This window comes from Bifidobacterium asteroides (assembly GCF_003202755.1).
GTDB lineage: Bacteria > Actinomycetota > Actinomycetes > Actinomycetales > Bifidobacteriaceae > Bombiscardovia > Bombiscardovia asteroides_F.
The window spans coordinates 458301-483940 of record NZ_QGLK01000001.1; the positions used below are offsets into that span (position 1 = coordinate 458301).

The window sequence follows — 25640 nt, forward strand, 5'->3', positions numbered from 1 at the left end:
GGCTCACTGCTCTCCTGTGGGGACGGGGACCTTGGCCAGGGCTTCGGCCAGCGCCTGGTGTTCATCCATGTCCGCCAGCTTGCTCTGGGCTGTCAGGATCAGCCGGTGGGCCAGGATGGGATCGACCAGTTGTTTGACATCGTCAGGAATCACGTAGTCGCGGCCTTGGGCGCAGGCCCTGATTCTGGCGCAACGGACCAGGGCCAGTCCGCCTCTGATGGATGAGCCGACCCGGATGGCGGGGCTGTGCCGTGTGGCTTCGATGATGTGGATGACATACTCCATGATGGAGGGATCACAGAAGACCTTGGAGGCACAGGCGGCCATGGCCCCCACCTGGGCGGCGTCGACCACGGGTTCGACCAGGCCGGCCCGGTCGCGGATGTCGGCCTCTTCAAGGATGCGCATGCTGGCATCGTGCCCCGGTACCCCTAGAGAGGTGCGGATTAGAAAGCGATCCATCTGCGCCTCGGGCAGGGCATAGGTGCCCAGCTGCTCGATGGGATTCTGGGTGGCTATAACCATGAATGGCAGGGGGAGACGGTAGGTGCGGCCATCTACAGTTACCTGGCCTTCCTCCATGACCTCCAGCAGAGCCGATTGGGTTTTGGGGGATGCTCTGTTAATTTCATCGGCCAGAACCAGGGATGCGAAGACTGGACCGGGGCGGAAGGAGAATCGTCCTTGGGACTGGTCATAGAAGGTCACGCCCAGAAGATCGGAGGGCAGCAGGTCGGGGGTGAACTGGATCCGCTTGCAGTCCACGGCGATGGAGGCAGCCAAAGCGCGTGACAGCTGGGTCTTGCCGGTGCCCGGATTGTCTTCCAGGAGCACATGGCCCCCTGCAATCAAGGCGGTAACACACAGGGCAATGGTTTCCTCCTTGCCCAGTACCGCCTGGCCGACGTTGTCGACGATGGAGCGGAAGAGGCTGGCGAAGGTAGATACATCCACGGCGGCCTGTCTGCTGCTTCCGGCCTGTTTTGATCGTCTCTGCTGCTTCGTCTCTGCTGCTTGGTCTCCTGATTCGACGGCAGAGTACTGGTCCTGCCCGGTCTTTTCCTCATCCCCAGGTTCGTTAGTCCCGACTTCGTAAGTGGTGGCCGAGGTCTGCTCCAGCCGGGGGTGACGGGACTCATTGGTGAGGTTGACGATGTCAGGCCTTGCAGTATCTGATGAGGACCGGGCGAACCGGTCACGGACCATCTGGCGGCCGGGGACGGTCCCGTCTTCCACCATGGTGCTGTCCGATGGGACGGATTCCGCCCCGGACTCCTGGTTTGTTCCTTGCCTGGCAGCCACGGGGATGCGGCCGGGCAAGGTCCGGTCATCGCTCGCAGCCGAAGCGGATTCTTTCTGGCTCAGACCTGCCATGAGGGCCTGGCGCTGTCGCTTCAGTACATCCAATCGGTCGGCAGGGGTCTGGCGGCCTTCGCTGTCCCCCTTATGCGCGGACTTGGGGTTGTTCCTTCTGGTCACGTCATCCGGGATGGTGCCGTCCTGCTGGAGGGGTTCCTGCGCGTTTCTTTCATCCATGGTCGTTCATCCTTTTCTGCTGAGAGGACCCCTGACGAGCGAAAGTCTTATCGCGCGGCTTGTCAGCCTCTTTGGGCAGGGTCAAATTCTTGGTGACGGCGGGCGAATGACCTTCGGACCCTACCCCCTGGATGCGAGCGACCGCCCAGAAGTTCAGGGTGGTGCCCGGCTTGGCAGATTGGGCGGGAAGGGTGATGACTTCACTCACTTCCGGCTGATTGCAGGGCAGGGTCCAGGAGGCCTTGTCAGGATCAAGGCCATCGATGCCCACCTGGATGTCTGCGCAAGGTCGACCGTGTTCGACCCCGGGGGCCAGGACCAGCTTGGCTCGACGGTCTCTCAGATACTCAATGGCTAGGAACGCGGGAGGATCCGGATGCGACCAGGTAGAGCCCGAGGCTGAGACCTCGGGGCCCGAGCCGGTCATATCAACTGGAGTCACGCTCACTGTGCAGATGCCTCCTGCTTCGTCATGGCCTACGTCGAAGACTGCCTTGGTGGAAGTGGGTGCGCGCCATCGTGGCGAACCGCAGCCGGAACCTTCGCCGTGGACCATATATCCCTGGATGGGTGAGCCGTGATTCTCCGGCGGGCGCCAGGTGACGGTCAAGGTTTCCTTGCTGCCGCCATCCACGATCAGTGCCTGCACGCCTCCGGGAAGCGCGTCCGGTCTGGCTGCGTCCGGCGAGGAGGCGGGGGACCATCCTACCTGGTTGTGGGCTTGGACGGTGAAGGAATAGTCATGACCGTTGGCGAGCCCGTCGATTCGGCAGGTGACAGCAGTGCCGCAGGAGTGTTGCCCCGAGCCTGCCGATGAGGTGTAAGAGACCCGGTACTCGTCCACCGGGCTGCCGTTGGCTGCGCCTGGCTCCCAGGCCAGGAGAACTGTTCCGTCGCCTGCTTGGGCGGCGCCCGACAGCATTCTGGGGGCCTGCGGGCGGTCGATGATACCCACGGTGATGGTGGCGCTGACCCGGCGTCCCGGATCCTGGCTGCCATCCTCTACCGTGGCCATAATGGTGTTGGTGGAGGCGCCGATGTCGCGATCGGCTTTGATGGTGATCTTTCCGTCGCCCAGGTTGGTGGCTGTCAGATGTGAGGTGTCATCGCTGACCAGACCGACCAGGCGCAGCGGAGTTTCGGGGAAGGGGTTGAGGGCACCGTCGAACAGGTTCAGCTCCAGGCTCTGTCCAGCCTTGAGCCCCACCTGGCGCGAGGGGACCGAAGCCAGAGGTCGGGTGGTGGCGATGATGCGGAAGGCCAGGACCGTATGCACATCGCCGGATCGACTGGTGATGGCCACCGGCAGGCTGGCCTTGGTGCTCGGTGTTGCGGTCTTGTCGGCGGCCACTTTCAGCTGGCCCCGAGGACTCAGCTTGGCATGAATCGGCCCCTGAGGGTCCCCAGAGGAGAAGGTGCTGTCGGCCGGATCGCTTCCCTGGGGCCAGCGGGTCATGGCGGGTAGGGAGATGGCCTGCGCCGGTTCCCCGGCCACCAGATCGATGACCGGTGCCGTAAGGATCGGCGGTGATGCTTTGCCGCCTACCACAGTGATGGGCAGGGTGAGCACCGACTCGTTGACGATGCCCCGGCCGCTTGGATCCCCGTCACGGACGGCAAAGGTCAGTGAGGCAGGACCGGCATAATCCTTGGCTGCGGTGAACCTCAGGGTGTGTTCGTCCACATAGGGATCGGATCCGTCGGACTTGGTGGCCGAGACGGACTGCCGCGAGGCGATCTGCGCGGTCTTGCCTGCACCCACTCTGACCTGGTCGGCGATGTCGATGGTGATGCTCTGCCCAGCCTGCACTTTGAGGGCCGGAGCCCGGGGTCTTAGCACCGGTGGGAACACCCCATAGGCGGGGACCTTCACAAAGGCCATAGAAGTGATCTTGTACCGGGTGTTGGTCACGGTGTAGGGCACGGCTCTGGCCTGGTCGGTCAGGTCGATGACCAACTTGGTGGAGCCGGCTTCGCCTACGATCCTGGCATGGGCACGGGCGCTGGGATGTATCCCAAGGTGCAGGTCATCGAGGGTGCCGGATGGATTGCTAATGGAGTCGGCCAAATTGACTTCCACGTTGCGCTTGTCCACCGTGTCTTCTGGAGCCACCTGGTAATCCTGCGCTATGGGCGGCTGTATAGGCGCTTGGGGATCCGAGACCACGGTCAGGGTGGCCTGGTCACTCAGTCCTGCCCGGTTGTGTGTCCGGTAGACCAGATAGGAGGTGCCTGGCTGCGAAGGGGCAGTCAGCTGGATCATGCCGTTCTCTACGCTGGCCCGGTCCAAGCCCTGGAGCTCCAGGTGGGGGTCCAGGCTCAGGGGATCGTCATCCCCAGCGATGTCGTTGAGCAGGACCGGCACATCGGCAACGGTTCCAGGCCGTAGCCTGACCCTGTCGTCCCGGGCGAAGACCCCGGTCACCGACGGGTCGGTGAAGACGCCGATGCGGACGCGCGCCTGGGCGCGCTGCCCAACCCAGTCTTCCACAGCGTAGGTGAACTCGTCGGTGCCGTGCGAATCAGGATAGGCCTCGTAGATCAGGTAGTCGGCTCCGGCTTTGACAATCCTGCCCAGCTTCGGCGCCTGGTTGCCCAAGCCTGACAAGGTGTCGCAGTCTCCATCGGGGTCGATGCCGGTCAGCGGGACGGGAATGCGCACCTTGGTCCCGGCAGCCACCTGGGCCCGTAGATCCTTGGGGGTGGGTGCGGGCTTGCTGGCGGGGTCGGAGGCATGGACCCTGAAGGTAATGGTGCCAGAGGCCGTATTGCCCAGATCGTCCCTGACCGTATAGGTTGCCGGGAAGTCCCCGGTGCGCTCGCTGGCCTGATACCTGACCGTATCCCCGGACACGAAGGCCAGGCCCGTAAAAGTCTGCTGATCCGTAGTCAGCTGCTGGTCCAGGGTGACTCTGGTCCCGTCAGCGTGGGCGACCTTGTCCATGACTGAAACCGTGACCAGGCCCGATGAACGGACCCCAACCGTCAGATTCGGAGCCTTGGGTGCCGAGGCTGCCCTGCTCAAGGAGGGGGGCTGAAGGACGATGGTCCCCTTAGCGCTGCCTTCGGCGTTGGTGACCGTATAGGCAATACTCAGCGGACGTGTGGGGATTTTCCTGGCGGATAGATAGACCCGTCGGTGGTCCACGATGCCGACCTTGATGCCGGAGTTCGGATCCACGCGTACATCTGTCAGGGCCAGCACGCCGCCCATGGGATCCAGGTCGTTGTCCAGCGGATCGACGATTGCGGTCTGGTCGGCCCCCAGCAGGGCCACGTCGTTGACGGGTACCGGCGGTGCGGATCGGCCATGATTGTGTTCCACCTCCAGCCTGACCAGACCTTGGGTCTCCTGGTCACCCTGGGCCACCCGGTAGGGCACATAATAGGTGCCCGGGTTAGTTGCAGTGGCGTTGAAGGAAAAGCTCTCAGCGTTGACCTCCACCCGGATTCCATCGGGCTTGTCGACCTGGATCAGGCGGAGGGGCTGAGCGGCATTGGCATGTACACTCCTGCTGAGGTCAACGGTGACCTCTCGGCCGGGAGTGGCCTGGCGAATGACCGGATCGACCAGTGGGGCCAGGGTGTTGACGGGCCTGACGGTGAAGTATATGAGTCCTTGACCGCTCATGACTCCGTCCGAGACAGTGACTTTGACCGCCACTCGTCCGGAGGTGGCTGACCCAGCACTCATGGTCAGCTGTCCGTCAGCCCTGGTGGACAGGGATATCCGATCGGAGTTGACCGATTGAGCGCCGACCAGGGTCAGCGGGTCCCCGTCGGGATCCTCGAAGCCGGCCAGGGCGTTGACGGTGGTTGTGGCGCCCCACTCCACCTCGTACTCGGGCGGGGTATCGTTCTGGACCGGCGCCTGGTCGCCTCGGTCCATCTTGGCCGTGGCGATGTTGAGGTCGATGCCAGCCGAGGAGACCTGGCCGCGTCCGTCGGTGATCGAGTAATTGATTCGGGTCCGGCCGGCAGGTGCGTCGCTGGCATCCACCTGCAGGTAGCGGCCGTTCATGACCGGAGTCAGACGCAGATTCCCCTGCGAGCTGCGCGCATCCTCGATTCGCAGAACCGAGCAGTCAGTCTGGCGATCGTTGCGCAAGGGATCCAGCAGGGCCCTGGATCCAGTCCGAATGCCCAAACTGTCGTCCTCGGCCTGGATGGGTTGTGATTCTGATCGACAGGTGGCCGCGAATCGCTGGCGGTTGTCGGCCGAGTCCTGACGCTGATCGCTGCTGTCCGTGTGTTTGACCTCCATGGTCTGCCACTGTGGCCGGATCACCTTGGTAGATGATTTGGGATTCCAGACATCGCCAGTCAGCACGTCGTTGAGGATGACCCTCCGGTGGTTGGCCCGGAAGACCAGGTCCGAGGTGGGGCTGATGGCCTCCAGGGTGGTGGGACTCGGCTGCGGTTGGACCTTGGGCGCGGCTGACCCTGTTGCGCATAGTCGCAGGAAATTCCGCCCTGAGGAGGCCCAAGCCGTCCAAAGGCATCCACCCGAGGAGACCGGCTGGGCTGGTTGGCCGCTGCCGCCGGTACGTACGGTCTCGATCTGATTGCGTGGGTGATCCAGTTGAACCAGGTGGACGCTTTCCTGATCGGTCAGGCCTACCCAAGGTCCCTGGCGGCCCATATCCACTGGAGTGGACTGAAGCTGCAGGTCTCCCCGGTGCGGTATCCGGGTGGTTCCCTGGGGCCAGTAAAGCCGATTGCCCGCCAGAAGGACGGGTCTTCCGCCAATGACGCTGAATGCAGTGGCCCGGACGGGAGCGTGGTCCGTCAGGGAGTCCAGTTCACGGTGGGCCCGGGAGTCCGGTCCGTCGATCCTTAGCACAACCCCGTCCGAGGGCCGGTAGGCGTAAACAGCTCCGGAGGCATCCACGGTGACGGCGGCCCCAGAGCCCAGGGTCAGCACAGGGTCTCGGCGCTGCGGATCCAAATCCCCAGGCGAAGTGGCCTGACCCACCCAGACCTTGCCGGTCCGAGCCTGGAAGAGGACCAGTGTGGGCCCGTTGATCATCCGCTGGACCTTGGCATCCGACCGGGTAGTGTCCCCCAGGGTGGCGGTGGAGGCCGCTATGGGAGCCATGCCTCCCTCATGGCCTAGGATGACCGCGTATCCGCTCTGGGCTAGGTCGAAGTGGTCGGTGCCCGTCGACAGGGCCACGTCTGCTTCTCCTATGTCGGGCTTGAACCTGGCGACCTTGCGCTCGTTCTGGGATGTGATCCAGATGCTGCCGTCGTCCACCTGAACGGCACGGCGGTCCACCCCATGCATGAACAAGGCGCCCAGGATGAGCAGGACCAGCGCCGTCAGCGTGACGGCCAGGATGGCGGCAGGGCTCTTGGCGCGGACGGCCAGAGCATGCCGCAGATGCAGCCCGGCCCGGCGCATCCGCAGGAATCGTCCCTGCAAGTCCATAATCCCCTGGGTTCCTTTCCTGTCCTGCTGCACAGGCCAGGATGCCTGACCTATGTTTTTGCCCTTTAACTTGTCCCGGACCGCCGTTATTGCTTTCTCTGACGACTGATTTTAACCGGTTTGCAGGGTCTTGGCGGTCTGTGAAAGTCGGGGTGGTCAAGTGTGCAAATTCATCCACAGGGGGTTCACTGAACAGCACAGATGATGGTCGGTTCCTGGGACATGCTCCGATCGGCTCGAACCAGGGCGACGCTGATGCAGGTCTGGCTCCCCTGTGGGTTGTCGATGCGGGCGGTCGGCTGTCGGGTTTGCACGCTGCGTCCACGCTCTCCGGTGCCATCCTGGTTCAGGGGATGCCAAACATAGCTGTCTGCCGGTTTGGGGTCGGGATTGGTCCAAGTGAACACGGCCGTTGTGCCCTGATAGCGGCCCTGACCCTGGGTGGGCGAGGGGACCGGTCCCTCCTGTAGATTCTGTGGGTCGCTCAAATCCGTCGGGTCCGGGGACTGTACCTGTGGGGATTGGGTCTGGGAGGAACCTGTAGTTTGCTGTGAATCTCGTCTGAAACCGTTCGGCAGGCCGACAACCAAGGCCCAGACCAGGACTAGGGCTAGGACGGCAGCAAGCATCAGTGTCATCAGGATTACACGGCGGCGGCCGCCGAAAAACCGCTTGGCCTGGCTGCTTTCATGGTTAGCGGACGCCTCCCTGCCTGGGCGCAGACGCGGTTGGGAACCGGCCTCTGCCTCGGTCCAAGAGTGGCCGGAGTCCCCGGTTTCTGTTCGATTTTCTCTTCGGCCTGCAATGGCTCCGGTCTGGGCGTGCGAGCGTGCATCCGTCGTGGGATAGGGGTCGATTCCCTCGCCGATGAAGGGTGTCGCATGGCCGTAGAGCTGCTGCTGGACCTCCTGAAGGGCACGACCGAATTCCAGTGCTGAGTAGTAGCGATCGTCCCGGTCATGGGCCATGGCCTTCTCCAGGACGGCGGCCAGCATCGGGGAGGCCTCGCCCATATGCAGAACCGGGGTTTCCGCTGTAAGGATCAGCTGCGTCAGGTGATTCTCATCCCGGGCCCGGTAGGCGTACTCGTAGGGGGAGCGGCCGGCCAGCATGCCGAAGAGCGAGGCACCCAGGGAGTAGATGTCGCTGGCCTCGGATCCTCCCGAGCGGCTTGCCAGAACCTCTGGGGCCGCCCAGGGTACGGAAAGTCCGCCGGCCCGTTCGCTTCCATAGATGCCTGAGGAGATGCCGAAGTCGGCCAGGACGGGCAGGCCCTGGTCGGTGATCAGGAAGTTGCTGGGTTTGACGTCCCGGTGCAGGATTCCCCGTTCATGAGCGCAGCAGAGGGCCGAGGCCATGCGTACTCCCAGGTCCAGCACGCCTTCCTGGTCCATGCCCCCCTTGAGCATGATGGTCTTGCAGCTGCCGCCCGGAGCGTATTCGAGCACCAGGCAATCCCGTCCGTCATCGCTGATCAAGGCCTGGTGGATGCTCAGTATGCAGGGGTGGGTGGAGAGCTTGGCCAGTGCCTTGGCTTCCCGCAGAAAGAGCAGATGGGTCTGCTGGTCCACGCTGCCTTGGAGGGCTACCTTGACTGCCACAGGTCGGTTGAGCCCCTCCTGCTCATACAAGTAGACGGCAGCGGTGCCTCCAAGATCCAGGGGGCGAAGGGGCCGCAATCCGGGCAGCGCCGGAGCCTGGTCCATGGCTGGAGCCGCACCCGGGCGCTGGGTCTGGGAACCATTCTGCTGCAAGGGCCATCACCTCCTAGGACTGCTATCCACGATAACAGCACGCCGTTCCTGATCAGGCTTCCTTTGAGCCTCCTGCAGGCGGTCCCGGACCAGCGGGTTCCAGGGCCTGCAGATGGACCATGCCGGACCCTATTCTTGTAGCTATGAGCAAGCAGCCACCGGTGGATCCGCAAGAGGCCATGGAACCGGTCCGCGCCCTTATCGGCGATCGGCTCCAGAACGAAGAGGATCGGTCCACCCGGGCACTGGTGGTGGCTGGTCCTCCCCGCAGCGGCAAGACCAGGTTGGCTACTCGTGCCCTCCTGACAGGCATGGGACGCTTCGGCGACGGCGCCAGCATGGCTGTATCAGGTCGTACCGCGGCCGACCAGGTCAGCCGCCAGGTCATTCTGGAGCGGGGCAGGTCCGACCGCACCCGACCTGTGGGCACATTGCAGGCCCTGGCTTTTCGTCTGCTGACGAGGTCTCGGCTGGCCCGAGGGGGTCACGATCCGCTCTTGCCCAGACTGCTCAACGGCGCTGAAGAGGATGCCCTGCTCAGGCAGGTCATGACCGTCCATCTGGAGCATGTCCAGGCCGGTGACGACTGCGCGGTCTGCCGACTTCTGGAGCGCTACTTTCGCAACGGGGCGGGCTGGTCCTCCGTCCTGGTCGGCGACGGACAGGGACGAGTCGTAGGGGTCGCCGACAGGTTCATCGCCCAGCTGCGGGACATGTTCGCCCGCATGACGGAATTGGGCCTTGACAAAGGGGACCGGGACCAGCTTCTGGATGCTCTGGCCATCCAGCCCATGGACCCTGATCGCCGCGACCGGCTGGGCCTGCAGTGGAGGCTGGCCTTTGCCCTGGAAGATGAATACCGCCAGAGCATTGCCGAGAGCTATCCGGACGAGTTCCGTCTGGACCCCTCCATGCTTATGGTCGAAGCCTCTCGCAGCCTGGATGGGCTGGCTGATGACGACCTGCCTGACCTGCTGGTCGTGGACGACTGGCAGGACATCACCCTGGCCGGGATGGGCCTGCTGCAGGGATTGAATCAGGCCGGCTGCCGACTTCTTCTGGTGGGCAATCCCGATCAGTCGGTCCAGTCCTTCCGCGGCTCCTATCCGGAATTTCTGGCCACGCGCCTGACGGTCCTGTCCAAGCCCATGCCAGGCGCCGCTGCCCCCCTTCTGGCTCAGGACTTCGCCTGCCTGGATGCCGCCGAAGTTACACTGAAACCCCGGAGGATGGTGGTTCCTGAAGCGGCCGCAGAACATACCGAAAGCGTCCAAGGTTCCGATTCGGCAGCTCCAGGTTCCTACGCCGATCTGGTGGCTGCCAGGGTCAGCCTGGGCATCGCCGGGGTTGAGGAGAGCGACACCCCCCTGCCTGACAGACCGGGCAAGCTGCCCGCCTGGCCCGGCGCCGGACCGGTGGCACCCCTGACTACCGACAACAGTCTTATCAGTGACGGCAGCGTGCAGACCAGGCTCTTCCATACCCCCGACCAGGAGGACGACGATCTGGTCTGGCAGATTAAGCATGAGTTCCTGGCCAACAAGCGTGACTGGAACGACATGGCCGTCATCGCTCACGACAACACAACCCTGCGCACCCTGGGCCGCAAGCTGCGCGTCCAAGGTGTGCCGGTGCGCTTCTCCTCAGTGACCCGTCCGCTCAGCCAGGAGCCTGCCATCCAGGGTCTCTTTGCCCTGGTCGAGCTGGCCCAGTCGGTACTGGCCCCTGACACGATCGGCAGCGCCCCGGACGATCCTGCCCAGGTGGCCGCCTGGATCCGTTCGCGCCTGCGCACCCTGATGGCCGGACCGCTCTTCCGTGTTCCTGCTACTGCCGCTCGTGCAGAGCGTCCCGTCAGGATGGAGCGCCTGGAGTCCATCATGGAGACCATGGCCGCCCTGGCCCCCTTGTCCGGTGAGCAGGGGAGCGGGGCGGACTCATCGGGCTCCTTGGACGACCTGCCTCTCCTGGGACAGGCCTGGCGGAATTGGGTCGAGGACCTGGCCCAGCGGCGTGCTGAGCGGGACCGTTCATCCGGCATCAGCGTCGACGATTCCCTGCTGACCAGGCATGATTCCTCCCAGGAAAGGGGCGGGTCAGATCTCTTTTCGACTGCTTCGGCCCCCGACCAGCCAGTGGATTTGGGCGACCGGGATGCCCAACGGCCAGCCATTTTGTCTGTTCAGGCCCTGGAGACCCTGCTGGTTCTGGATCCGGATGGCCGATCTTCGGGAATCATCCTGGAGGTCATGACCGCCATCGCCGGAGGTCGCCGGGAGGATCCTGACGTTCAAGTCCTGGACAAGGCCCTGCAGGTTCTGCGACTGACCGCCAACCGCATCAGCGCCCTGGAGGACCGTCAGCCTCAATACGTGCTCTGGGAGGCCTGGCGGAGCCTGGACCTGGCCGATGACTGGCAGCGGAGGGCCCTGATGGCCACCCAGGAGGGGGAGGAGGCCAACGACCGTCTGGACGCGCTCATGCGGCTCTTCCAGTACGCTGCTGGCTCCCGTCGTTTCCCCACGGTTGAGGCCTTCATGGACCAGGTGCGCACCATGCAAATCGAGGCTGACTCCTTGGCGCGGATCGGGCCCATCGAGCATGCCGTCACTCTGACCACGCCCGCCGGCGCAGCCGCCTTGGCCACTGACTGGCCCTTGGTCTGGCTGCCCGCCGTTCAGGACGGGGTCTGGCCCAACCTGATTCCTCGCGACACCATGTTCGGGGCCGAAGAGCTGGCCGACCTGGTTCTGCATGACCGCATCGGCGACCCCTTGGCAGACACGCTCAGCCACGATCCGGCCTTGCGCTCCATCCTCTACGCCGAGAAAAAGGGTTTTCTGGAGGCGCTGACCCGGGCCCGGACCCAGGTGCGCATCAGCGCGGTCTGGAACGATGACCTGGTTCCATCGGACTTCCTTTACGGCTATCTGCCCGAATGCTATCCACGCACCGCCGATATGAGCCAGGCGGAGTTCAGCATGGTCGGCGCTGGCTCAGGCGGCAGTGAGCGCTATGGAGGGCTGGAGGTGTCTCCCAGGGGCCTGACTGCGGCAGCCCGGTCCATCCTGGCTGTCCAGGCATTGCTTCCGCAGGACCAGGTCGACCGTGACCGAGTGGACGATGCCGTGCAGGCCCTGCGGTTGCTGGCCGACCAGGGCCAGGATTCGGCCGATCCCAGGCATTGGCCCTTCCTCTATGACCAGTCGGCATTAAATCAGCATGTTCCGGACGGACAGTCCACGGTTGGGCTGGCCTCGGACCGGCATGCCCCAGATGAGCAGTCCACAGTTGAGCAGGTCCCGGATGAAGAGGTTTCGGTTGAACAGGCTACGGGGTCAAGGGTCATGGCTACCGCCTCAGGTGTTGCATCTATCACTGAAAGGGGCCATGCCTTCCGTTCCGCACCTACTTCCGTCAATCAAGCCGGGCAGGCAGATCGAACCCGCGACCGCGACAACCGCCGTGACCATCGCCATGAGCACCAGTCCGGCCGCCAGGTGGTTCTCCTTTCGCCCTCGGCGGTCGATGCCATTTGGAATTGCCCTCTGGAGTGGGCCCTTGGAGACCAGTTCTCCGGTCCATCCCCTTCCAGGGTGCCCACCGAGTTCGGCTCCCTAATCCACAAGGTGGCCAGCGAGGGCACAGCCCAGGGTCTGGACCGTCCCGGCCAGGGTGATCCGGACGCTCGTCAGCAGCAGGTGCGGGATGCGCTCCTGGACATATACCAGGAGCTGGCTCCTCAGGAACAGCGCCTGCGGGCCCCCGACGAACTCTATGACCAACGCGGCCGCAGCAGCCGGGTGGAGTTCATCCTGGACAACCTGGCCTCTTATTTCGTTCGCTCCTCGGATTCCGAATACGGCCTGGGGGGCAAGAGTCCGGTTCCGGTCGGCGACCTGATAGGTGTACAGAGCGAGCGTTCCTTCGATGTCAGCTTGTCCGTGGAGGATTTGGTTCCTCTTTGGAAGGCCACCTTCCCTGAAAGTCCTCTGGATGCCGACGGGCTCTTTGCCTTGATGTCCGGCCTGGTCGACGGCTTCCCCGCAGCCCTGGATGCCAGGACGACGGTCAGGCTGACCGGCCGTATCGACCGTCTGGAGGTCAGGTCCCTGCCCGAGGGCATCCGTCTGCGGCTGGTGGACTACAAGACCGGCAGAGTCCCCTATACCCAAGGACAGCTCTTCAACGACCTGCAGTTGGTTTGCTATCAGCTGGGACTGGCCTTCCCGCCCACGCCTGGCAGCAGTCCGGAGGCGGCTGCCGCCTGGAGCCTCCCGCAGGCCCCCGACCTGGAGAGGACCGAAGGGATGAGGTTGAGCCAGTCCCTGCTCTTGCAGCTGCAGACCCCGCCCAAGGATGCGCAAACGGGGCTGCGCCGGGAGGAGATGGCCTACCAGCCGCCACTGTTCGAGCGTGACAGGCTGGTCACTATCGCTCAGCCCAGAACCGGCATGCCTTCCCCGCTCAAGTCCAAGGCCGAGCCTGCGGACCTGCCTGATCAGGTTCCACCTGGGGTGGATGCGGACCTGTGGGCCATGGTCCAAGCCGCCCGGGTCTCCTCCCAGGCTGTATGGGGGCTGACCATGATAGCCAGGGTCTTCTTCGCTGCCGGGGTCAAGCTGACGGCGGGCCAGGATGACGCGGTTTTCGACCCTGCCCGTTGCCATCGGGCCAGCAATGGCCAGGAATGTCAAGCATGGCAACTGGTGGCGCCCAATCTACTGGAGGATCAGGAATGAAGCAGACTGCCGAACAGTCCGCCATCGTCGATGCGGATGTCAACGAGGATCTTCTGGTGGTGGCAGGCGCTGGCTCGGGCAAGACCATGACCATGACCAACCGAATCATCGCCCTGATCCGTCGGGGAGTGCCCTCAGAGCAGATTCTGGGGTTGACCTTCACCCGCAAGGCCGCCTCCGAGCTCCAGTCCAGGGTCGGGGCGGCGGTCATCCGACGCGACCAAGGCAGAGGTGCCTCGGCCGTGGACCCCGAGCGCAACTTCCTCAAGCCGACTGTGTCTACCTATGACGCCTTCTTCCAGTCCATCGTGCGCCAGTACGGCCTGCTGGTGGGCATGGACCAGGACACCCGTCCCCTGAGTTCGGCCGGGGCCTACCAGCTGGCCTCTCAGGTGGTCGCCGACCATCTGGATCTGATCTTTCCTGCCGGTTCATCAGCGCAGGATGGCGACTCCGACGACCTGGGCTCGGCGACCTTCTCGACCACCGTCAACCGGGTCCTGGGGCTGGCAGGGGCGGTGACCACCTCAATGATCAGCAGCGACTGCCCGGATTTCGACCAGGCTGTGGAGCGGATCCGCGCCTGGGACCGCGCCTTTGTGGATCGTGCGGACCAGTTGATCGGCGACCAGCCTGTGCCGGATGACGAGCCCAGGGTCAGCCAGGTGCCGCCCAAGCGAACCAAAAAGGAAACCGACGAGCACTATCAGGGCAAAATCAAGGGCTTCCAAGATAAGCGGCAGAGCATTCGCCTCTATCGGGTAAATGCCATGCGACGGGCGGTTCTGACACGCGAGAAGCTGCTGACCCTGGTCCAGGACTACCAGAGGGCCAAGCGCCAGGCCAACATGGCCGAGTTCGGCGACTTCACCCTGGCCGCCTTTCAGCTGGTCGACCGTTTTCCCTCCATCAGCGCCCAGCTGCGGCGCCGTTACAGCCACGTTTTTTTGGACGAATACCAGGACACTTCCACCACCCAGGCACTGCTTCTGGCTGCGATCTTCCACCCGCAGAATCGGCAGGAGAATCAGGGGAGCGCGAATCAGTCTCCTGGCAGATCGGCCGTGACTGCCGTGGGCGACCCCTTCCAGTCCATCTATGCTTGGCGCGGAGCCAGTCCTGGTGCCTTCCGCACCTTCCAGGCCCAGTTCGGCATGTTGGCCGACCGACCCGCCTCCGGCAGCGGTCCCTTGTCTGGTGTGACCGCCTTTGGGCGCTCGCAGGACCAGGATCCACTGACCCTGTCGCGCACCTTCCGCAACTCCAGCTGGGTGCTCAAGGCCGCCAACCAGCTGACCGTCCCCTTGCGCCATCGGGGCCAGGAGAGCCGGTCTGAAGCGGAACTGCGCGAGGTGGACGTGGCCAGGCTCCGTCCCCGTGAGGACGCTGACCCGGGTACCGTGGGCCTCTTGGGCTACGCCACCGGTGGCCAGGAGATCGATGGCGTCGTCAGGTTCGCCCTCAGAGCCCGGGAGCTTTATGGCAACCAAGGTGACGCGCCGCACGTGGCTGTCCTCTTCCGCTCCAAGGCCGCCCTGCCTAGGTACCGTCAGGCCTTTGAGGCTGCAGGTCTGAGCTGCCAGGTCGTCGGGTACTCCTCCCTCTTCGACCGGCCCGAGGTCATGGATCTCAGGGCCCTGCTCTCCCTGATATGCGACCACACCGACAGCGATTCCCTGATGCGCCTGCTGGCCTCGGCCCGGTTCGGCATGGACGCGGCTGATCTGAGTGCTCTGGCCTCCCTGGCCGCCAAGGTCAACGAGGACAGCCAGTACCGGGCTCTTGTCCGGGCCGGTCTGGTCGAGTCCGACCCCGATCCGCGCCGCCGTCGCGAGGATCTGCACCGTTACCGTGACCAGGTCCCCAATGATGTCTTCCTGGTGGATCTGCTTCTGCGCGACGACCTGCCAGAACTCTTGAAGAGCTCAGGGCTCTCCGCCAAGGGGCAGGTCCAGGCCGCTGAGGCTGCCCGGGTCATCTGCCAGGTCCAGGCCGAGTCCTCGGCCCCCCTGCGCCAGGTGGTCATCGCTGCCATCCGTGCCCTGGATCTGGACGTGGACCTGGTGCTGGCCCGTACCCTGGCCAATCCTGAACGTCCTCTGGAGCCCAGTCAGGCCAAGGCGGGCATTCAAGCCCTGCTGGATCAGGTGGATGTCTACCTGTCCGAGCTGCCCCAGGGCCTAGGGCCCAGCCTGCGTGGGTTCGTCTCCTGGCTGTCCTCACTGGATCAGAGTCCCGAAATGCCCACTGACGAGGATGCACGACAGGCCGACGTGGCCCTGATGACCGTCCACCAGGCCAAGGGTCTGGAGTGGGATGCCGTGGCGGTGGTCGGGCTCAAGCGTGGAGTCTTCCCCAGCAGCCAGGGTGACCGGCTCACGGTCAAGCCCGCCTTGGACCAGCCGGTGGTCCAATCCCCGGACGGCCCGGTCTACCAGTACAACTGCACGGCCCGTACCTGGCTGGTCGATCCCCAGTCTGTGCCGGTGCCGGTGCGAGCTGATGCCATGATCCTGCCCCGTTTTCCACACGACGCCCCCCTGGGAGCTGACCCTGAGGATCTGCTGGGTCGGATGGACCTGGCGGGCTTGGAGGAGGAGGCCATGGGCCTGTCTCGTGAGAGCGGGCTGGACGATCAGGCCCGCCCGGTGCGGGCTGATGCCATTGCCTCCTCTCAGCGAGAGCAGTATGGCCGACGGCTGCTGGATGACGAGCGGCGGCTGATCTACGTGGCGGCGACCAGGGCCCGGCATGACCTGCTGCTGACCTTCAGCCAGGATTCCCAGGCGGAGTCTGCGGCCCTGAACACGCCGGCATCGGACCCGGACAAGGCTTCCAACTTCTGGACTGAACTGGTGGAGCTCTTTCAGGAAGAGCCCGATGCGGTCAAGCTGGAGCACGCAAAGGATACACATGAGGGCGAGCCAACGCCACCCTTGGGGCTCTTTGTCGGTGAGAACGCCCAGTCCTACCGCCAGGCTGTCGTCGACTGTGCCCTGGAAGAGGTGGATCAGGTCGCCGCCCGAGACGGCGAGCGGGATCAGGCGCTCTGGCCTCCGGTTCTCAGTGCGCGGACCTGTGAAGCCTTGGATCGCTCGGCCGCCTGGGTGCGTGCCGGGGAACCAGGCGACCACGAGATCCCTGATGAGGGCGATGACGGACTCTACGCCAATGCGGTCCGTGTCCTGCAGGTCAGCACTGGTCGCCTAGGGGTGGCTGACGACCAGCTGCTCACGGATCTGGATCTGCTGCGGCGCACCGGCCGCCGGATCCTGGGACATGGGGCTAGCAGCGTCACCGCCATTCAGGCCAGCTCGGCAGGGGGCGATCCCAAGATGGAGAGGGATTACTGGCAGGGGTTGGTCAGACCCATACCTCAGGTGGCCTCCCCGCAGGCCGAGGCGGGCACCCGCTTCCACGACTGGGCCAGGCGTTTCATCCTGCCCGAGATTTCCGCCCCTCAAGGACTGGTGGATCTGCCTGATCAGGCGGAAGCACCGAACCTGCTCGATGGTCCGTTGGGCCTCGGGGCCATGGCTGAGCGAGCCCGGATGCTGGCCGGGCTTGACCAGGAGCGGGAGTCCCTGGATCCCAAGGCCGATCCCGTACAGGCCCGTCTGCTGACCTGGGAGCGGAGGTTGGCTGAGTCTGACTGGGCCCAGCGCACTCCTGTCTGGGTGGAACGGCCCATCGTGGCGGTGCTGGCTGGCTCTATCGTCAAGGGCAAGCTGGATGCGGTCTTCGCAGGTGGGCTGGACCCTGAGCGCACGGATATGCGCTACACCATCGTGGACTGGAAGACCGGAGCCCGACCGCATGGAGAGAAGTCGACCAACCGCCGTCTGGTCCAGCTGGACTTCTACCGGCTGCTCCTGTCACGCTTGGAGAGTATCGGCCTGTCGACCATCGACGCCTGCCTTTATTATGTAAGCGAAGACCAGCCCCAGGATCGACTCATCAGGGCCCGTGCCAGGACCGAAGAAGAAATTCTCGCAACCCTGGCCGAGGGCATACCCGAGCAGTCGGACGAGGACTGAGCCTGCGGCAGACCCCGCCAGACAAGGGCGATGGGTGCCGCGCATCAGCAATCATGAACAGCAGGCGATCGGCAGACGGCCAAAGACCGTCGTGGGGCCGGGCACGCCCGAATGGAGCAATGAGACAGATGACAACGTCCAGTAATCACGACCAGGCCTCACGGCGGAAGGGGAGCGTGGCAATAAGACCCATGGTCTGGGCGGACATGCCCGACCTGGTGGGGACCTTTGATGCCACCTGGAAGGTGCAGGAGGATCCTGAGGGAACTGTATCCCGGCTGAGCGCCGCGCATTTCATCCTGCATTATCTAGTAGATGCCACCAGGGCTCAGATAGCTGTCGATGGGCAGGACTTTCTAGGGGTAACTTTGCTGGCCGAGGGGCGTGGCGAACTTTGCTTCCCCAAGGCTGAAGAGGAGCTGGAGCGAGTGGACCGGCAACTGTCTGCAACGACGTTGGGTGCCCAGACCCTGGACCGGGCCCGCCAGTGGCAGCTGACCGAGGTCAGGCTGGAAAAGCAGTGCGGGCTGGCCGTCCCGCCCCAGGCTGAACTGAGGCTATTCCTGGTCTCCAGCCGTGCCCGGGGACGCGGCGTGGGGGGTGCCCTGTGGCGGGACACCCTGGAGCATCTGGACCATGCGGGCATCGAGCGCTTCTACCTGCATACGGACTCCTCCTGCGACGTGGGCTTCTACGACCATCAGGGCATGGAGCGGCTGGCCGAGCTCAAGGGGCGGGACCATGCGGCCTTCGCCGGGCGCGATCCCTCGGACGACCCGCAGTTCTTTGAGGGTATTGACGACATCTTCATCTACGGAGGCCGTGTGAGCGACCAGCTGGGCAAGGATGGTGATCATGGCGGCCGCTAAATCACCCTTCCTGCGCCTGTTCACCTACCCGGGCGCCGCCGGTTTCTGCCTGTCGGCCGTTCTGGCCCGTCTGCCCCTGGGCATGATGGGTCTGGGCATCGTGCTGGCCTTGAACCACATCTATGACAACTGGACTTCGGCCGGGCTGATGAGTGCCGTCTACACGCTCTGCGCGGCCCTGGTCACCCCCTTCTACGCCCGACTGTTTGACCGGTTCGGTCAGCGTCGGGTCGGGGTGACCGCCCTGATCGTGCAGGCTCTGGCCATCCTGGGATTCGCCGTGGGGGCCATGCGCCGGGTTCCCCTGGGAGTGCTCTTTGTCCTGGCGGCTCTGATGGGCCTGACCCAGTTCGCCTTCGGAGCCCTGGTGCGCACCCGCTGGGCCTGGGTGCTGCGCGACGACAAGACCAACCTGCTCAACACCGCCTACGCCCTGGAGTCGGGGCTGGACGAGTGCGTCTTTATCCTGGGACCCATCCTCTCCGCTTACCTGGCCACCTCGGTCAGCCCGGTCTCCCAGCTCTATCTGCCTGCCCTGGCCCTGTTGGTCGGCGGACTGACCTTCTTCGCCATGCGTTCCACCGAGCCTCCGGCCGTCGTTCGCATGGAGGCGGTCAACCAGTCGGCAGCGGATCACTCCCCGGTGGATGCCCATGGAGACGTCCTGCCAACTGATGCTGAAGGCCACCAGGGCTCTCGCTCGGCTCTGGTCTACCCGGGCATCCTCCTGCTGGTGGTGATCTTCGTCGTCTTCAACATGAGCTTTTCCGCGGTGGACGTCTCGGTGACCGCCCTGACCAAGTCCATGGGTCGCGAGGGGGCGGTGGGCCTGCAGCTGGCTCTGTTCGCCTTGGGCTCCCTGTGTGGGGCGCTGATCTTCGGCTCGGTCAGGCTCAAAGGATCCCGCTGGCGCTATCTGACGACCTTCCTGGTGCTGCTGACCATGGGCTATGTGGTCTTCCGCCTGGTCATGGACAACCTGGTCCTGCTGGGTCTGGCCGAGGTGCTGACTGGCTTGTGTGTTTCGCCCATCTTTGCTACCGGCAACTTGATTGTGCGCGAGAACGTGGATGCTCGGGCCCTCACCGAGGGACTCTCCTGGCTGTCCACCGGCGGGTCCATTGGCACCTCCCTGGGATCTACCCTGGCCGGAGTCGCTCTGGATCAGTTCGGGCCCCACGGCGGCATGACCATTCCGGCGGTGGTCACCTGCTGCGCTGTCCCCCTGGCACTGCTGGGCTGGGCCAGGAGCCGCGGGAGAGGTATCGTCGCGAAAAAGAGCGAAAATGCATAGTGAAATGAACAGTGGAGAAGGAGGCAGCCGATGATTCGCGTATCGGTGCTGGGTGCAGGTGGACGCATGGGAACCGAGGTGGTGCATGCTCTGAATGACGCGCAGGATATGCAGACGGCCCTGCTGCTGGGCCCGGATGACGATCCGGCGGCCATTAATCCGAGTAACACGGATGTGGCGGTCGACTTCACCAGCCCCGATGCTGTCCTGGGCAACACCCTGACCCTGATAGGGCAGGGCGTCCACTCCGTCATTGGCACCACCGGCTGGACCAAGGAGCGTTTGGACCAGGTCGAGCAGGCACTGGACGAGCATCCTGGGCTCAGCGTCTTCATCGCTCCCAACTTCGCCATCTCCGCAGTGCTGGCCGACCGGTTCGCAGCCATGGCGGCCCGCTACTTTGAGTCGGCCGAGGTGGTAGAGATGCACCATCCCGATAAGGTCGACGCCCCTTCTGGTACTGCCCTGGGGACCGCTTCCGCCATCGCCGAGGCTCGTCGCCAGGCTGGCATGGGTCCCATGCCCGACGCGACACAACAACCTGATCCCTCTAGGGGTCGGGTGGTTGACGGCGTCCATGTCCATGCCGTTCGGCTGCGGGGACTGAACGCGCATGAAGAGGTGCTCATGGGCAACCCCGGCGAGCAGCTGACCATTCGCGCAGACAGCTTCGAGCGTGTCTCCTTCATGCCCGGAGTCATCCTGGCCGTGCGCCGTGCTGGAAGCATTCCAGGACTGACCGTGGGCCTGGACCACTATCTGTTCTGATATCCGCAAGAGCGTCCCCATCTGCAAGTAGCGTGAAGGTATGACTGAGACCGTTACCCATCTGCTTCCTCCCGCACCCTTCGGACGGGTGATCCCCGCCATGATCACACCTATGAATAAGGACGGATCCGTGGATTATGGGGCTGCCGCCAATCTGGCCCGCACCTTGGTGGCCGATGGGGCTGACGGCATCCTGGTCAACGGCACAACAGGCGAGTCTCCCGTCACTCACATGGAGGAGAAGGTCAACCTGGTCAGGGCCGTCAAGGATGCCGTCGATGTGCCCGTCATTTCCGGAGCTGGCTCCAACGACACAGCGCACACGGTACGCATGGTGGAGATGACCCAAGAGGCCGGGGCCGATGCCCTGCTGGTGGTCATGCCCTACTACTCGCGGCCCTCCCAGGATGGGGTGGTGGCCCACTTCCGTTCGGTGTGCCAGTCGGCTCAGCGACCAATCATTCTCTACGATGTGCCCGCACGGACCGGGCTGCACGTCGAGCTGGACACTTACCGGCGCCTGGCCGAGTTGGATGCGATCACCGCCGTCAAGGATGCCACGGGGGACTTGGCTTCCATGCCTCGCAAACGACAGGAGACCGGCCTGACCTGGTACTCCGGTGATGATGGGCTCTATCTGCCCCTCCTGGCTCTGGGCGCGGTCGGCGTCATCTCGGTCATTGCCCATGTGGCATCCGGACCCATGAAGCGCCTGGCTGATGATTTTGATGCTGGCGACCTGGATGGCGCAAGGGATCTGGCCGTGCGCCTGGACCCGCTGGTCCAGGCTCTGAACGGCCAAGGCCAGCAGGCCGTCATGGCCAAGGCCGCTCTGAAAGTGGCCGGCAGACTGGACCAGACGGCCATGAGGCTGCCCAATCTGGGCCCCGATGAGGACCAGGTGGCTCTTGCCCGCAAGGGCATGAAGGCTGCTGGGCTGATTTGAATCAGTCCTGAAAGCAACGTCGCCCCTGTATAGGCAGGGGCACAGATGATAGAAACACAAGTGACAATGGCAAGAAAACAAGAAGAATCAAACACGACCGGCAAAAGCAGAAGTCGTCGGTCCTCCTCCAAGAACGGCAAGCAGGGGTCAAGCAGGTCCCGGGGCGAATCCCGCAACCGTCGCAACGGCGCCATCGCCCGCGGCAAGGGCACCCAGACCGAGCAGCATCTGGTAGCGCCCCCCAAGTACCGCAAGGGCTCTATGCGCATCGTTCCCTTGGGTGGCCTGGGCGAAATCGGCCGCAACATGAATGTGATCGAGTACAACGGCCACATCCTGCTGATCGACTGCGGCGTGCTCTTCCCCGAGGAGGAGCAGCCGGGTGTGGATCTGATTCTGCCTGACTTCAGCTACATCAAGGACAAGCTGGATCAGGTGGATGCCCTGGTTCTGACCCACGGACATGAGGATCATATTGGTGGTGTGCCCTACCTGCTCAAGCTGCGTCCGGACATCCCCCTGATCGGATCCAAGCTGACCCTGGGATTCGTCGACGCAAAGTGCGAGGAGCACCATCTCAAGCCCACCAAGGTTGAGGTCAAGGGTCGCGACAAGCTCAAGGTAGGCCCCTTCAATCTTGAGTTCGTGGCGGTCACCCACTCCATTCCCGATGCCTTGGCGGTCTCCGTGCGCACCCCGGCAGGCCACATCATCGACACCGGCGACATGAAGATCGACCCGCTGCCTCTGGATCACCGTCTGACCGACCTGCGCGAGTTCGCCAAGCTTGGCGAGTCCGGCGTGGACCTGCTTATGGTCGATTCCACCAACGCCGAGGTCCCCGGCTTCGTCAAGCCCGAAATCTCCATCGCCCCCGCCCTGGACAAGGCCTTCGCCGAGGCCCAGCGCAAGATCATCGTGGCATCCTTCTCCAGCCACGTCCACCGGGTGCAGCAGGTGGTCGACGCCGCCCACAAGTTCGGCCGCAAGGTGGTCTTCGCCGGCCGATCCATGGTTCGCAACATGTCCATTGCTTCAGACCTGGGTTACCTGCACCTGCCTGAGGACACTGTGGTCGACCTCAAGGATGCCCACAGCATTCCGGACGAGAAGATCGTCTACATGTGCACCGGATCCCAGGGCGAGCCCATGGCGGCTCTGGGTCGCATCGCCGACGGGACCCACCGTGACATCACCATCAACGAGTTCGACACGGTCATCCTGGCCAGCTCGCTCATTCCCGGCAACGAGCACGAGGTCTACAAGGTCATCAACAAGCTGGTGCGCCTTGGCGCCAAGGTGGTCAACCGCGACAACGCGGCCATCCACGTCTCCGGACACTCCGATGAGGGCGAACTGCTGCACTTCTACAACATCGTGCAGCCCAAGTGTGCCATGCCCATCCACGGCGAGAACCGGCATCTGGTGGCCAATGGCCTGATTGCCGTCAAGACCGGCGTGGATCCGCAGAACGTGGTCCTTGCCGAGGATGGCGATGTGGTGGACCTCTATCATGGCCAGGCCGCCGTGGTCGGGTCCGTGCCCTGCGGATACGTCTATGTGGACGGGGACTCCGTGGGCCAGCTGACTGACGACGAGTTGGAGCAGCGTCGGATTCTGGGCACCGAGGGCTTCGTCTCCGCCTTCGCCGTGGTCGACACCGAGACCAGCAAGGTCGTCTCCGGCCCCAAGCTCTACCTGAACGCCGTGGCTGAGGATGAGAGCGAGTTCAAGTCCATCAACGCCCAGATTGTTGATCAGCTTGAGGATGCCATGTCCAAGGGAACCACCGGCACCTACCAGCTCCAGCAGATGATGCGCCGCACCCTTGGCGGCTGGATCTCCCGCAAGCTGCACCGCAGGCCCATGATCGTGCCCGTGGTGGCCGACATCGCCACCGACGTGCAGCCGCAGGACTGACCTCTACTGTCCGCATACTGATACCGAAGGCTCCGGTTGCCCAGACGGACGGCCGGAGCCTTCAGTGTTATCAGTAGACAGTAGCGCTTACATGCTCACGATGATCTTGACGTGGTTTTCCGCGTCCTGACGCAGCTGGCGGAAGCCTTTGTCCACGATGTCCTCGACCTTGATCCGGTCGGTGATGAAGGTGGACAGGTCGATGTTCCGGTCATGGATGAGCTTGATGGCATCGGCATGATCGTTGGCGTATCCCATGGTGCAGCGGATGAACTTCTCTCCGAAGCCCAGCTCCTTGGTCAGGTTCAGCGTGATGGGCTTGCCATGCAGGGCCACGACCATGAGTCCGCCAGTGGCCTTTAAGGCCTCCAAAAGCTGGTGGTCAACAGGCTCGGCTCCTGCTGCATCGAAGACCAGGTCAGCCCCGGCTTCGTCGGTCTCGTGGCGGACCCTCTCCGCCAGGTCCTCTTTGCTGGGATCGACCACGATGTCGGCCGAATGCGACTGCAGGGCCTTCTCCTTATGCTCGCTGAGTCCGCCGCCTCCGTTGATACCGATACCGGCCAGCTTGTCGCAGTCATTGTAGTTGCCAGCCTTGCAGGCTGGGCATTCGCCACATGCGATTTCGGCCTCGACGACCACCGAGTCGCCCACCTTCATATCCGTGTGCACATCGTCGGCGATGGCCTCGATGGTACCCGAGATCTCATGGCCGAAGACTACCGGTAGGGTCTCTCCCGTGAGCGGATGGGGATGGTCGGGCGAATTCCCGCCCCCGTTGACTGCTCCGTCGTAGTAAAGATGAACATCTGAACCGCAAATGCCAGTGAAAGCGGGGTGGATCTTGATGGTTCCCGGTTTGAGCTAAGGCTCGGGAATATCCTCCAGACGTACATCCTCCTTGCCGTAGTACATCAATGCTCTCATAGCGTATATCCTCTCTGATATGCGTGTATGCCCTGCACGGACGAAGTTGAATACCCAAACATGACACATCCCTGCGGCGGGTGACGCTCCCTCGTTGGAGACCGCCTAATTTTCATATTAGCGCGGATATGCAGCCCAAGTAGTGGGAGTTTTGGCCAGGACTTCGCTGCACCGGACGAAATGGGATTTTGTAAGGCAGTTATGTTGGCGAAGGTTTTTCGTAGTCTACAGTTGAAAAAAGTTTGCTTCTATGGGTTTCATGCATACCGGTTACCGCTCTTTAGGTCTTTGTCTCTTTCTATGACTGATCAGTAGTCTTGAAAAGTCTCTAGCACCTTGTCTACATGCGAAGTTCAATCATTGGAATAAGACGGAACAAGAAGATATGCCTTGGTCTTTGCCCCAAGCCGAAAATTCAGATGCGGTGTTTCGCAAAACAATCTTGGGACGGTCCTCGATGAGGAGGATCGTCCCAAGATGCAATAGAAGAAGCGCCGTTTACTTTACTGCGCCTGCTACGATTCCTTGGTTTAGCTTGCGCTGGAAGATCACGTAGAAAATGATGGTCGGAATGATGCTGAGCAGAGAAGCCGCAGCCAAGGTTGTGGCATCCATGGTGTGCTGTCCCTGAATAGTGGCCAAAGCCAGAGGGACGGTTTGTACGGAATCGTCCATGAGGAAAGCCATGGGAATCATGTACTCGTTCCAGGTCCATACGAAGAAGAACACGAAAAGTACGCTGATAGTTGGCCACGAGATGGGAAGGACGATCTTTCTTAGTACCTGCCAGCGGTTGGCCCCATCTATGGAGGCTGCCTCAAGAATGGCCTGGGGGAAGGTGCCGTATACCGCCGAAAGGAGGTAAGTGCCATATGCGCTCTGAATCACTGTGAAGATGATGATTATAGAGAGCTGGGTGTTGTAAAGCCCTATGTCCTTGAAGATGGTATAGAGCGGGTAGAGCAGGGACTCTTGTGGGAGCATGTTGGCAAGCATGATCAAGAGTATGATCCACTGGTTGCCTTTGACGCGTCCGATACCTAGTGCGAAAGAGTTAAGAACGGAGAGCACAACTCCCATCACTGCGACTGCAAGTGAGATGACCAAGCTGTTGACAAATTTCATGGGGAAGTTGCTGCTTACCCAGAAAGATGTGATTCCGCTCATTGTCGGGTGCGCAGGAAGAGAGAGCGGCCCTGTTGCGTTGTAGTCTCCGATGGTCTTAAAGGCATTCATTGCCAAAATCAGAAGAGGGAAGAGCATGATGACCGCGCCCAGAATAAGGAGGATCAGCGCCACCCAGTTGCCCCAACTCCGAATATGCTTGCTTTTCTTGTCTTTTGATGTGACTGGAAGAGTGGAGCCTGACTGATTGGTTACTATTTCTGCATTTGCCTGTGTCATGGTTTCCCCTTC

12 protein-coding genes are annotated in these 25640 nt (G+C 63.1%); 7 read left to right on the forward strand and 5 right to left on the reverse strand.

Features of this window, described 5'->3' with window-relative positions; translation table 11 throughout:
- Positions 1–3: 3 nt before the first annotated feature.
- The 3 genes from DKK74_RS01750 to DKK74_RS01760 all read right to left on the reverse strand — a co-directional run bounded on the left by DKK74_RS01750 (position 4) and on the right by DKK74_RS01760 (position 8721).
- Positions 4–1536: an AAA family ATPase gene (locus tag DKK74_RS01750; protein WP_258334407.1), complete on the reverse strand. Its 1533-nt coding sequence runs from the start codon at positions 1534–1536 to the stop codon at positions 4–6.
- Positions 1529–6967 carry an Ig-like domain-containing protein gene (locus DKK74_RS01755; RefSeq protein ID WP_110412486.1) on the reverse strand — a complete coding sequence of 1813 codons (5439 nt, stop codon included), beginning with the start codon at positions 6965–6967 and terminating at the stop codon, positions 1529–1531. The genes DKK74_RS01750 and DKK74_RS01755 overlap by 8 nt, the downstream gene beginning before the upstream one ends.
- 185 nt (positions 6968–7152) lie before the next feature.
- Positions 7153–8721: a serine/threonine protein kinase gene (locus DKK74_RS01760; RefSeq protein WP_110412487.1), complete on the reverse strand. Its 1569-nt coding sequence runs from the start codon at positions 8719–8721 to the stop codon at positions 7153–7155.
- 119 nt (positions 8722–8840) lie between these two features.
- Here DKK74_RS01760 and DKK74_RS01765 point away from each other — a divergent pair, with 119 nt between their 5' ends.
- From DKK74_RS01765 to DKK74_RS01795, 7 genes are all read left to right on the forward strand, one after another.
- Entirely contained in the window at positions 8841–13463 is a 4623-nt protein-coding gene (locus DKK74_RS01765) for a PD-(D/E)XK nuclease family protein (RefSeq protein WP_110412488.1), read from the forward strand.
- Positions 13460–17500: an ATP-dependent DNA helicase gene (locus DKK74_RS01770; protein WP_258334408.1), complete on the forward strand. Its 4041-nt coding sequence runs from the start codon at positions 13460–13462 to the stop codon at positions 17498–17500. The genes DKK74_RS01765 and DKK74_RS01770 overlap by 4 nt, the downstream gene beginning before the upstream one ends.
- Positions 17501–17628: 128 nt before the next feature.
- The gene (locus tag DKK74_RS01775) at positions 17629–18369 is read left to right on the forward strand and encodes a GNAT family N-acetyltransferase (protein ID WP_181414863.1); all 741 of its coding nucleotides are present in this window, start codon (positions 17629–17631) and stop codon (positions 18367–18369) included.
- Entirely contained in the window at positions 18356–19663 is a 1308-nt protein-coding gene (locus DKK74_RS01780) for an MFS transporter (protein WP_110412491.1), read from the forward strand. The genes DKK74_RS01775 and DKK74_RS01780 overlap by 14 nt, the downstream gene beginning before the upstream one ends.
- A gap of 30 nt (positions 19664–19693) precedes the next feature.
- The gene (dapB, locus tag DKK74_RS01785; RefSeq protein ID WP_110412492.1) at positions 19694–20431 is read left to right on the forward strand and encodes a 4-hydroxy-tetrahydrodipicolinate reductase; all 738 of its coding nucleotides are present in this window, start codon (positions 19694–19696) and stop codon (positions 20429–20431) included.
- A gap of 40 nt (positions 20432–20471) precedes the next feature.
- Complete coding sequence (gene dapA / locus DKK74_RS01790) at positions 20472–21377, forward strand: 4-hydroxy-tetrahydrodipicolinate synthase (protein WP_110412493.1); 906 nt, start codon at positions 20472–20474, stop codon at positions 21375–21377.
- 66 nt (positions 21378–21443) lie between these two features.
- Complete coding sequence (locus tag DKK74_RS01795; RefSeq protein ID WP_110412494.1) at positions 21444–23297, forward strand: ribonuclease J; 1854 nt, start codon at positions 21444–21446, stop codon at positions 23295–23297.
- An 87-nt stretch (positions 23298–23384) separates the two neighbouring features.
- Here the strand turns inward: DKK74_RS01795 and DKK74_RS01800 are convergent, their stop codons facing one another.
- Complete coding sequence (locus DKK74_RS01800; RefSeq protein ID WP_219997348.1) at positions 23385–24146, reverse strand: alcohol dehydrogenase catalytic domain-containing protein; 762 nt, start codon at positions 24144–24146, stop codon at positions 23385–23387.
- 576 nt (positions 24147–24722) lie between these two features.
- The gene (locus DKK74_RS01805) at positions 24723–25628 is read right to left on the reverse strand and encodes a carbohydrate ABC transporter permease (protein WP_110412495.1); all 906 of its coding nucleotides are present in this window, start codon (positions 25626–25628) and stop codon (positions 24723–24725) included.
- Positions 25629–25640: the final 12 nt, after the last annotated feature.